The 9,907-nt window shown below is 73.5% G+C and carries 8 protein-coding genes; 1 reads left to right on the plus strand and 7 read right to left on the minus strand.

The window, feature by feature from the left end:
* Window positions 1-8: 8 nt before the first annotated feature.
* The 4 genes from JXZ78_RS38940 to JXZ78_RS38955 all read right to left on the minus strand — a co-directional run bounded on the left by JXZ78_RS38940 (window position 9) and on the right by JXZ78_RS38955 (window position 3,937).
* A complete protein-coding gene (locus JXZ78_RS38940) occupies window positions 9-1,259 on the minus strand; it encodes a sensor histidine kinase (RefSeq protein ID WP_030020281.1) in 1,251 nt (416 codons plus the stop codon).
* Entirely contained in the window at window positions 1,256-1,993 is a 738-nt protein-coding gene (locus JXZ78_RS38945) for an ABC transporter permease (RefSeq protein WP_030020280.1), read from the minus strand. The genes JXZ78_RS38940 and JXZ78_RS38945 overlap by 4 nt, the downstream gene beginning before the upstream one ends.
* Entirely contained in the window at window positions 1,990-2,949 is a 960-nt protein-coding gene (locus JXZ78_RS38950) for an ABC transporter ATP-binding protein (RefSeq protein WP_050502499.1), read from the minus strand. The genes JXZ78_RS38945 and JXZ78_RS38950 overlap by 4 nt, the downstream gene beginning before the upstream one ends.
* A gap of 127 nt (window positions 2,950-3,076) precedes the next feature.
* Window positions 3,077-3,937, minus strand: a complete 861-nt coding sequence (locus tag JXZ78_RS38955; RefSeq protein WP_030020278.1) for a helix-turn-helix transcriptional regulator — start codon at window positions 3,935-3,937, stop codon at window positions 3,077-3,079.
* An 87-nt stretch (window positions 3,938-4,024) separates the two neighbouring features.
* On the opposite strand from JXZ78_RS38955, the gene JXZ78_RS38960 reads away from it, so the two are divergent.
* On the plus strand, window positions 4,025-4,816 hold the full coding sequence (locus JXZ78_RS38960) for an SDR family NAD(P)-dependent oxidoreductase (protein ID WP_208870153.1): 792 nt from the start codon (window positions 4,025-4,027) through the stop codon (window positions 4,814-4,816).
* 30 nt (window positions 4,817-4,846) lie between these two features.
* Here the strand turns inward: JXZ78_RS38960 and JXZ78_RS38965 are convergent, their stop codons facing one another.
* From JXZ78_RS38965 to JXZ78_RS38975, 3 genes are all read right to left on the minus strand, one after another.
* Entirely contained in the window at window positions 4,847-6,172 is a 1,326-nt protein-coding gene (locus JXZ78_RS38965) for a serine hydrolase domain-containing protein (protein WP_078624274.1), read from the minus strand.
* A 703-nt stretch (window positions 6,173-6,875) separates the two neighbouring features.
* Window positions 6,876-9,287 carry a hypothetical protein gene (locus tag JXZ78_RS38970; RefSeq protein WP_030020275.1) on the minus strand — a complete coding sequence of 804 codons (2,412 nt, stop codon included), beginning with the start codon at window positions 9,285-9,287 and terminating at the stop codon, window positions 6,876-6,878.
* A 164-nt stretch (window positions 9,288-9,451) separates the two neighbouring features.
* A partial coding sequence (locus JXZ78_RS38975; protein ID WP_372498491.1) for a DUF6113 family protein occupies window positions 9,452-9,907 on the minus strand: 456 nt, incomplete at its 5' end.

A 9,907-nucleotide genomic window follows, 5' to 3' on the forward strand; every position in this document is an offset into this window, starting at 1 on the left:
GACACGGCTCACGCCCCCGACGGGCTCTGCTCCGCGGGCCGGGCCACGGCACCGGACACCGGCGGGCCGCCGAGCGGCACGTATGCGCGCAGGGCGAAACCGCGGCCGCGCGGCGCCACGCCCGTCTCCAGGCGGCCGTCGGCCAGCGCCAGCCGTTCCCGCAGCCCGCTCAGGCCGTTTCCGTCCTGACTCCCGCCGCGCGGCGGTCCGGTGCCGTCGTCGACGACGGACAAGCACAGATACCGCCGCTCGTCGGCCTCCCACTCCTCGGTGAGCAGCACCTCGCAGCGGCCCGCGCCACTGTGCCGTACGACGTTGGTGACGGCTTCCCGCAGCGCCCAGGCCAGCGCGCCCTCCCCGTCCTCCCCGAGGCCCCGGTGCTCCTGTTCCACAGCCGGGTCGATGTCCGCCGCGATCGCCGCGGTGCGCAGCGCGGCGCGGGCCCCGGCCAGTTCCACGACCAGGCGGGGGCGCCGGTAGCCGGTGACGGCCTCGCGGACGTCCACCAGCGCCTGGCGGCTGACCCGTTCGATGTCGGCGACCTGCTGGGCCGCGCCGGCCGGCTCGCCGGGCAGCATCCGCCCGGCCAGTTCGCTCTTGAGCGTGATCAGGGAGAGCGAGTGGCCGAGGAGGTCGTGCAGGTCCCGGGCGAGCCGCAGCCGCTCCTCGTTGGCGGCCAGCCGCGCGACCTCCTCCCGCGCCTCGCGCAGTTCCTTCGTCGTACGGATCAGATACTGCACGCCGACCATCGCGAAGCCGCTGAGCAGGCAGGGCAGGGCGTACGCGAAGAGGTAGGCCCGTACGTCCTCGTAGCGCGTCCCGATCACCACGAGGGCGGCGGTCAGCGCGGGAATGGCCCACCGCGAGACGCCGAAGGGCTGGGAGACGGCCACCGCGACGCCCACGAACGTGAAGAGCACCAGCCAGTTCGGCCCGAGGACCGAGGACAGCAGGACGGCGAGCGCCGCGATGAAGCCCACGGCGGCCCGAACCACCGCGTTCCTCACGGGCCGGTGGGCCATGTGGCGGAAGAGCACGACGAAGTAGACGGCGACGAACGTCAGGAGACCGGCGCAGCCCAGCAGCTCGTGCGCCGGGGACATCCCGCCGTCGGCCAGGTCGCCGATGGGCCCCGCCAGGTACAGGAACCAGACGACGACCCACGCGCTCTTCACCAGCGCCTGCCGGCGGGTACGGGGTGCCGACCCGATCATCACCGGGCTGCACTCGGGGTAGGGACCGGTCTCCGCCGTCTTCATGCCGTACGCGTGTCCTTCCGGTAGAGCCAGCCCGCGCCACCCGCGAAGACGAGCAGGTAGCCGGCGAGGATCGCCAGGTCCTTGACGTCCGGGGCGTGGCCGCCCTCGATGGCCGTGCCGAGCGCGGCGTACGCGTGGGTGGGCAGCCACTCGGCGATGTTCTGCACCCACTGCGGCAGGATCGTCAGCGGCATCCACAGCCCGCCGAGGAACGCCAGCACGAAGTAGATCATCATCGCGATGGGCCGGACCGCGTCGCCGGTGGCAAGGTAGCCGATGGCCACGCCGAGCGCGGCGAAGACGAAGCTGCCGAGCCACGTCGCGACGAGGATGGCGATCCACTGCCAGGCCTCCAGCCGGACGCCCTTGACCGTCGCGGCGACCAGCATGACCAGCACGATGGACGGCAGGCTGACCGTGGCGGCGGAGCCCATTTTCGCGGCGACGTAGCCACGTCCGGGCAGCGCGGTCAGCCGCAGCTGCCGCACCCAGCCCTTCTCGCGCTCCTTGGCGATCGCCTCGCTGTTGCCGATCAGTACGGCGGTCATCGCGCCGAACGCCGCCATGGCGACCATGAAGTACAGGGACATGTTCAGCTTCATGCCCGGTATCGGCTTGCTGTCGGCGCCACCCGCGATGATCAGGTAGAGCGCCGGCGGGTAGATCACCGAGAAGAACATGAACTTCTTGTTCCGCAGGGCGCGGACGATCTCCAGCTTGATCAGGGTGGTCATCGTGCCGCCTCCTCGGCGGTCGCTGCGTCGGTGATGGCGATGAACGCCTGCTCCAGGCCGAGTCCGGCCACTTCCAGATTGCGCGGGTACAGACCGAGGCCGTACACGGCGTGCATCGTCGCGTCGGCGTCGCCGGACTGGATGCGCACGGTACGCCCGGAGACCTCCAGGGAGGTCAGGTGCGGCAGGCCGCGCAGTACCCCGCGGTCGACCGGCCCGTCCAGGTCGAAGACGACCCGGCGGGCACCGGCCCGCGCCTTGATCTCGGCGGCGGTTCCGTCGGCCAGCACCCGCCCGCGGTGCAGCACGATCACGCGGTCCGCGACCTCGTCCGCCTCTTCGAGGTAGTGGGTGGCGAACAGCACCGTACGGCCCTGCCGGGCCTGCGCCCGCATGGTGCCCCAGAACGTCTGCCGGGAGGAGACGTCCATACCGGTGGTCGGCTCGTCCAGCACGATCAGGTCGTTGGCGCCGGCCGTGGCGAGCGCGAAGCGCACCCGCTGCTCCTGGCCGCCGGAGAGCTTGTCGACCATCCGGTCGGCGATCTCGGTGATCCCGGCGGCGTCCATGATCTGCTCGACCGGGTAACCGCCCGGGTGCAGGTCACTGGCGAGCTTGACCAGCTCCCGGACCTTCACGCCCGTCATCAGGCCGCCGCTCTGCAGCATGGCGCCGACCTTGCCCTGCTCGATGGCGCGCTGCGGGCTCGTGCCGAACAGCGACACGGAGCCGGTGTCGGCGTTGCGCAGGCCCAGAAGCAGGTCGAGGGTGGAGGACTTGCCGGCGCCGTTGGGGCCGAGGAGGGCGACGGTCTCGCCCGGGTACAGCTCCAGGTCCAGGTCGGCCACCGCCCGTACGGCGCCGTAGTTCTTGCTCACTTTACGGAAGCTGACCACGGGCTCCGGACCCGCCCGGCGCCCGGTGGCCCGGTCTGTGATGGTGGCTGTGCTCGTCATGGTTCCAGCCTCACAGTGAGGCGGTGGCCTGCGGCAGTGTCGCCTGTCGCAAGTACGGGATGACAGATGTCATGGGTGGTGTCCCCCAGGGGCCGTTTCCGGGGCCCCGGAAACAGCCGTGGCGGGGTCAGCCGGGCACGCCCATGCGCTGCGTGCCGACGACCGACAGCAGCCGCAGGGCCTCCGCCGACGGCGAGCCGGGTGCGGCGGTGTAGATGACGACGCGCTGGTCCCGGTCGGCGATGTCCAGGACGTCGCAGCTGACGCTGACGGGGCCGACGAGGGGGTGCTCGAAGGTCTTGCAGAGGGTGGGCCGGGCGGCCACGTCGTGGGCGGCCCAGAGCCGGGCGAACTCCTCGCTGCCGGCCAGCAGCTCCTCGACCAGGCCGGTCACCTCCGGGTCACCGGGGTAGCGGGCCGCGGTGGCGCGCAGTTGCTGGGCCGCGGTCCGGGCGAAGCCGTCCGCGTCCGAGACGCCGTACAGCCGCCGGCCGTACGGGTGCGGGCCGAGGAACGCGCGCCGGAGGAGGTTGCGGTCCCGGCGCGAGAGGGCGGAGAAGTCCTCCATCAGCGCGGCGGCCAGCTCGTTCCAGGCGATGACCTCGTACGTCGCCGAGATGACGATCGCCGCGGCCTCCGGCAGCCGCCGCAGCAGGTCGACGATGCTCTGCCGTACCTCACGGGACGGCCCCGGAGGGGGGCCGGGCGGGGCACCGGCGAGGTGGTGCAGGTGGTCGCGCTCGGCGTCCGACAGGCGCAGCGCGCGGGCCAGCTGGGCCAGCACCTCGCGGGAGGGCTGCGGGCCGCGCGCCTGCTCCAGCCGCGTGTAGTACTCGGTCGAGATGAACGCCAGCTGCGCCACCTCCTCGCGGCGCAGCCCCGGGGTGCGGCGGCGCGCTCCGGCGGGCAGCCCCACGTCGGCGGGGGTGATGCGCTCGCGCCTGCTGCGCAGGAAGTCGCCCAGTTCTCGTCGTACGTGTCGGTCCACGCCCCCAGTGTGCGCGGACGCCGGACGGCCCATCCAGGTACAGCCGGTGCCTGGATGGGCGGGGCGGCCGGGCACAGGCTCGTCGGCATGAACAACACACCGACCCCGTCCACCACGACCGCGGGCCTGCTCACCGGCAAGGTCGCCTTCATCACCGGAGCCGGCCGCGGCATCGGCGCCGCCGCGGCACGGCTGTTCGCCCGGGAGGGAGCCGAGGTACTTCTCGCGGCGCGCACGGAAGCGCAGCTCAAGGCGGTGGCCGAGGAGATACGGGCGTCCGGCGGGACCGCGGATCACGTGGTGTGCGACCTGGCCGACGCGGCGAGCGTCCGCGCCGCCGTCGACCGGGCCGTGCAGTTGTACGGACGGCTCGACGTGGCCTTCAACAATGGCGCCACGGGGCAGCCGCCCGGCCCGCTGGACGAGCTGCCGGAAGCCGGGTTCGACCTCGTCAGCGCCGTGAACTTCAAGGGCCCGTGGCTGGCGATGTCGGCCGAGATCGCCGCCATCCGCGCCACCGCGGGGCGCGGGGCGATCGTCAACACCTCCAGCGTCGGCAGCCTGGCGGGCAACCCGCAACTGCCCGTCTACGGCGCGGCGAAGCGGGCGGTCAACAGCCTCACCGCGTCGGCGGCCGTCACGTACGGCCCCGAAGGCATCCGCGTCAACGCCGTCGCACCCGGCACCACGCTCACCGAGATGCTGCACACGTGGGACGAAGAGTCCCCCGGCACCATCGAACAGCTCAACGCCCGTACCCCGCTGGGCCGCGCCGCCGCCCCGGAAGAGATCGCTCAGGCCGCTGCCTGGCTGCTCAGTGACCGCTCCTCCTACGTCACGGGAACGGTCCTGCGGGTCGACGGCGGTATGTACGCCTGAGCGACCATCGCGGGCGTCGGCGCGGCGGGTTCAACGCTTCCGTGTGCCGCAGAACTCGGCCTCGACGACCCCCACGTACGTGGCGGCGTCGCCCATCCAGTCGCCGTTGATGTTGAACGTCAGCTGGTGGCTGCCGTCCCGGGTGCCGACGACCCCGGAGACGGACCCGTTGGCGCGGCCCGTCTTGCCCACCACGGTCACCCCGCAGGAGAGGGTGACGGACTCGATGCCGAGTCCGTAGCGGTAGCCCGCGACCTCCGCCGGCACGGTGGTGAACATCGCGCGGGTCGCCGCGGGGCCGAGCAACTGCCCCTTGGTCAGGGCGCGGAAGAAGGTGTTCAGGTCGCCGGTGGTGGAGATCATGTCGCCCGCCGCGCCCAGCCACGACATGTTCTGTTCGGTGGCGTCCACGACCGGCGCGTCGGGCTCCTTCTGGCGCAGCCGTGAGTAGGCGGTGGGGTGCGGCAGCGGCATCCGGGGGCTCAGGCCGGGGAAAGAGGTCTCCCGCAGGCGCAGCGGGGCCAGGATGCGCCGCTCCGTCTCGTGGGCGTAGGAGCGGCCCGTCGCCTTCTCGATGATCATGCCGACGAGGACGTAGTTGGTGTTGCTGTACCGGGCCGCCTCGCCCGGGGCGCTGTGCGGGGGCTGTTTCATCGCGAGGGCCACCAGGTCGGTGGGGCGGTAGGTGTCGTAGCGGTGTCCGGGGAACGCGGGGCCGGAGGAGCGACGGGCGAACTCGGCGTCCTCGGAGTAGTTGGCGAGGCCGCTGGTGTGGTTCAGCAGCTGGCGCAGCCGGATGGCGCGACCGTCGTTGCCGTTGCCGCGCACGAGTCCGGGCAGCCACTTCTCGACGCTGTCGTCCAGGTCGAGGGCACCCTCTTCCGCCAGTTGGAGGAGGACGGTGGCGAGGAAGACCTTGGTGATGCTGGCGGCACGGAAGTGGTCGGCGCGGGTCCGTTCGCGGTGCGTGGAGGTGTCCGCGTACCCGGCCGCCCCGGACCACCGGCCCCGCCCGTCCCGGGCTTCGGCGACGACCCCGGGGAGACCGCCCTTCTCCACGACGTCCCGCAGCGCCTGTTGGGTCGCCTGGTGACGACCGGCCTGATGCTGGGGAGTTGCGGCCTCGGCGGCCGGCCCGGTGGCGAGGACGGCCGTGACGGCCAGGGCCAGGGCCGTGGCGCGGGTGGCGGCCGGGCGTGCCGGACGGCGGGAGCGGTGGGAGGTGCTGCGGGAGTCGGTGTCGCGGGAGGCCGTGCTGCGGGAGGCCGTGTCGCGGGAGGCCGTGCTGCGGGAGGCGGTGCTGCGCGAGGTGGCGGGTCCGGCGGTGCGGGCCCGGCTGTCGGTTACGGAGATCATGCCCGGGACGCTATGGCGCGGCGCGGCCGCACAGTACCGACGAAAGTAAGGTCCGCGTTCTTACCTATGAGGGTTCCCACGGGCGGTTTCCAACCGCCGTGGCACGTCACGGCAGCGCCGCGGCGCATGACGCCCGGAGAAGCTGGAAAGCCGGGCCCGGCCCGGCGCTGAGGCGACGTCGAGACGGCTCCGTACGACGGTACGGGGGCGGAGCGACGTGACGGAGACAGAGCGTCGCGGGCCGGAGCGTCGCGACGGGGGGCGGAACGTCGCGACGAGTACGGAGCGTCGTGACGGGAGCGGAACGACGCAACTGGTCCGACTCGACGCACCGGGGGTGAAGCGACGCAACAGCTCCGACTCGTCGCGCCAGGGCCGTAGCGACGTAACGGCTCCGACTCGTCGTGCCGGGACCGTAGCGACGTAACGGCCCGGGCACGACGTACCGGCAACGTCTCGACGTACCGAGGACGGAGCGACGCAACTGGCCCGCCCCGACGTACCGGAGCCGTATCGACGCACCGGGACCGTATCGACGTAACGGGACCGGTACGACGCGCCAGTACCGGAACGACGTACCGAGGGCGGATCGACGCACCGCCACCGGGACGACGCACCGGACCCGACCCGACGTACCCCGCCCGGCACCCGACCCGACGTACCGGACCCGGCTCGACGCAGCCGGGCCCGGTTTGATGGCGCGTCAGCCCGTCGTGGCGCCCTCGACCTTGGCGACGCGTTTCTGCGGTGCGGGCGGGGCGGGCTTCCTGAGGGCCTGCGTCATCGCCGCGGCGGCGTGCTGCGGGGTCATCTTGACCTTGCCGGCGCCGCCGTCGATCGACACGTTGTCGAAGGCGTGACCGTACTTCTCCTCCAGCTTGGCCAGGTCTATGACCGGCTGGAGCTTGCCGTCGGGAGCGGCGGTGAAGGTCAGCAGTTCGCCGATGGAGCGCTGGCTGAACGGCACCTCGACGCCGCCCGCCGACAGGTAGACCCACCCGGAGACGGCCGGTTCGGCCATCTCCCGCAGGGCCCGGTCGACCTCCGCCTTGCCCGCCTTCGGCTGCTGCTCGACGGCGGCCAGCACCACCGGGGTGTTCTTGCCGGTGGCGGCCCGGTCCAGGTACGCCTTTTCGATCTTGCTCTTGGACGCCTGCACGTCGACGGCCTTGTAGGGCGTGCCGTAGTGCGGGACGGCCTTGCCGTTCTCGAAGGTGATGCTGCCGTCCTTGGCGGCGCCCGCCGGACCGGCCACCGCCTTGAGCGCGACGTCCAGCTTCTCGTCGTCGGTGATCATCGCGGGCTTGGCGGTCCGCGTGCCGCCGAACAGCGAGCTGATGACGGAGACCGGGTTGTAGTCGCGCCCGGAGGCGTCCCGGACCGTGGCCTGGGTGTCGATGTTCAGCCCGGCCTTGGCCGGCACGAGCGTCTGCTCCTTGCCGTCCACGGTCAGCTTCAGCGGCTCGTTGCGGGTCTTGCCGACGGCCGCGTCCAGCTTCTTGACGGCCTCTTCCTTCGTGGCGCCGCCGATGTCCACCCCCAGCGCGGTGGTGCCGTTGGGCACGTCCGCGTGGTCGAGCAGCAGCCCCGCGCCGTACGCGACGCCGGCCAGCACCACGACCGCGACGCCCAGCAGAACGACCTTGTTGCGGCCCTTCTTCTTCGGGTTTATCGGCTCGGGGATCTTGGCGCGCGGCGGGGCCGGGGTGTCCTGACCCGCGCCCGGTCCGGGCGGGAAGGGCGCCGCGGGCGCCGGAGCGGCGTCGGCGGGGACCGTCGGGATGCCGCCGACCAGGGTGTCGCTGGAGAGCTGGTCGCCCCCGCCGGCACGGCCGGAGCCGGCGGGCGCGCCGCCGGGGAAGCCACCGGCGTTGCCGCCCTTGCTGCCCTTGCCGCCCTTGCCGCCCCGGCTGCCCTTGCCGCCGGACGCTCCGCCACGGCCGCCGGCCCCCTGGCCACCGGCCGGTACGCCGCCCGCGATGCCACCCGGGGCTCCGCCCGTGACGCCGCCCGTGACGCCGAGGCCACTGCCGGGTCCGGCAGCGGGGGCGGGGGGCTGCGGGGTGAGCACCGCGGTGTCGTCGGTCATGCCGGGACCGCCGTCAGCGCCCGGAGTTCCCGGAACGCCCGGAGTGCCCGGAGTGCCCGGGGTGTGGAAGCCGGTGGGCAGGTCGAAGGCGGAGTCACCGGTGGCCGGGCCGGTCGTCGGACCGTTCGGACCGTTCGGACCACTCAGGCCGGTCAGGCCGTTCGGGCTGCCCGCACCGGTCAGCCCGCTCGGCTCACTCGGGCCGCCCAGACCGTTCGGGCCGCCCAGACCGTTCGGGCCGTCCGGACCGCCCAGGCCGCTGTGGTCAGCCCCCTGGCCGACGCCGCCGCCGACGCCGCCCGTACCGCCCGGCGAGTCGAACGGGCTCGCCCCGCCCTGCCCCGCGGCCCCGTCGAACGGGCTCGCAGGCGTGTCGAACGGCGACGGGGCCGTGTCGAACGGCGAGCCGCCGCCCGCCGCGGGCGCATCGGAGAAGTACGGCAGGTCCGGGCGGTGCGAGCCGCCCGTGCGGTCCTGCGGCGCGGCGGAAGCCTGCGGGTCCGGCGCCGGCGCCGGGGCGGGCGCCGGGGTGCCGGCGGAGGCCGCCGTCGGCTTGCGGGGCGAGAACCAGTCGCTGGTCTTCTCGGCCGGAGCGCTCTTGGCGCCGTCGGCACCCGGCGCGTCCGGCTTGCGGGTGCTGCCCGTGCGCTCGGAGCCGGCGGCCCCTGCGTCGGGCGCGCCCTGACCGAGCGGCCGCCCCTGGCCGAGCGTTCCGGACGTACCGGATGTGCTGGACAGCGGGGACGGGGACGGTCCGGCGCCGGCGGATCCGCCGGCCCCGGACTCCTCACCGACGGGCTTGCGCACGACGACCGGCGGGATGGGGCGGGACCCCGGAATATTGATCTTGATCCGCGTGGTCAGCGTGGTCTCGGTCTTCGGCTCCTCCGGCTTCGCCGCGGCGTCGGCCGCCACCGCGTCGTCCGCCTCGGACCGAGGCGTTCCGTACGGCGGTGTCCCCGACGGGTACGCGGCACCGCCGCGCCCCTGGGCACCGGAGGACGAACTGTCAGATTCACGACTCAAAGCAGGTTCTCCCGGTTGGCTCCGCCGCTCGTCAGTACGGTGCTTGGGCGGCTCGGCGGCGCGCACCACCATACTGGCCGCTGTCGGCGGTCATCCCGGGAGCAGGACGACGCCCCGCTCCCGGACCGCCGTGCGGTCCTGAAAATGATCACTGGGGCCGGTGCTTACTTGCCAAGTCGGGCCGCTTGCGCACCGTTGGCCCGCATCTGCGAACCGGTGGCACAGATCACAGCCAGTACGATGCCGCCGACCAGGAAGACGTACGTGCCCGGTCCGGCCCCGAAGAGGAAGTCTCCCTCGGGGCGGGCGTCGCTGAGCAGGATCACGGTCACCAGCCAGCCCGCGCCCGGCGCCAGCACGCCACCCGTCCGGCCGAGCGCCACCTGGCCCCCGTGGAAGAGGCCGCCGGCCGCCGCCAGCGCGAGGAGCAGCCCGCCGGGGAACCACGCCGCCTGGACGAGCCCGCCCGCGGTCGCCACGACCGCGCCGAGGACGAACAGCAGGACGTACGCGGCCACCCGGCCGGGGCTCAGCGGCGCGGCGAGGCCGCTCCCGGCCGCCGCCCCTCTCGCGCCACCCGCGCCCCTCGCGCCCCCGGCGCCACCCGCGCCCGCCGCCCC

Source organism: Streptomyces monomycini (assembly GCF_022271435.1).
In the GTDB taxonomy this organism is placed as follows: Bacteria; Actinomycetota; Actinomycetes; order Streptomycetales; family Streptomycetaceae; genus Streptomyces; species Streptomyces monomycini.

Excerpts from the sequence above, each read along its gene's own strand:
- JXZ78_RS38940 (WP_030020281.1), bottom strand. The coding sequence starts at position 1,259 with ATGAAGACGGCGGAGACCGGTCCCTACCCCGAGTGCAGCCCGGTGATG.
- JXZ78_RS38945 (WP_030020280.1), bottom strand. The coding sequence starts at position 1,993 with ATGACCACCCTGATCAAGCTGGAGATCGTCCGCGCCCTGCGGAACAAG.
- JXZ78_RS38965 (WP_078624274.1), bottom strand. The coding sequence starts at position 6,172 with ATGATCTCCGTAACCGACAGCCGGGCCCGCACCGCCGGACCCGCCACC.
- JXZ78_RS38950 (WP_050502499.1), bottom strand. The coding sequence starts at position 2,949 with ATGACGAGCACAGCCACCATCACAGACCGGGCCACCGGGCGCCGGGCG.
- JXZ78_RS38960 (WP_208870153.1), top strand. The coding sequence starts at position 4,025 with ATGAACAACACACCGACCCCGTCCACCACGACCGCGGGCCTGCTCACC.